1 protein-coding gene is annotated in these 615 nt (G+C 72.0%); it reads left to right on the top strand.

The genetic code is table 11. The features are described from left to right. On the top strand, positions 1 to 615 hold a 615-nt coding region (locus ACOADB_RS21180), incomplete at both ends, for a helicase-related protein (RefSeq protein WP_378603151.1).

The raw sequence follows: 615 nt of genomic DNA, 5'->3' as shown, positions 1-615 counted from the left end.
TTCCTCCCGGGCGAACGCGAGATCCGCGACACCGCCGAGGCGCTCGCTCCCCTCGCTGACGGCGTGCGCGGGGTCGACGTGCTCCCGCTCTACTCGCGGTTGTCGGCCGCCGAGCAGCACCGCGTCTTCCAGCCCGCGCGCGGCTCCCGGCGTCGCGTCATCCTCGCCACGAACGTCGCCGAGACCTCGCTGACCGTCCCGGGCATCCGCTACGTCATCGACACCGGCGTCGCGCGGATCTCCCGATACTCCGTGCGCACCAAGGTGCAGCGGCTGCCGATCGAGCCGATCAGCCAGGCCTCCGCCAACCAGCGCTCCGGGCGCTGTGGGCGCGTCGCGGCGGGCATCGCGATCCGGTTGTACGCCGAAGAGGACTTCGACGCACGCCCCGAGTTCACCGACCCGGAGATCATCCGGACCAACCTCGCCTCGGTCATCCTCCAGATGACGTCGCTGGGCCTCGGCGACATCGCCCGGTTCCCGTTCGTCGAACCGCCCGACCGCCGCAACATCCAGGCGGGCGTGCAGCTGCTCGAGGAGCTGGGTGCGGTGTCCGGGCAGGGCGACCTGACCAAGATCGGTCGCCGCCTCGCCCGGCTCCCGATCGACCCGCGG

Origin of the sequence: Nocardioides sp. CPCC 206348 (genome assembly GCF_048654705.1) — a bacterium.
Classification (GTDB): domain Bacteria; phylum Actinomycetota; class Actinomycetes; order Propionibacteriales; family Nocardioidaceae; genus Nocardioides.
This window is presented reverse-complemented; position numbering and strand designations above follow the sequence as displayed.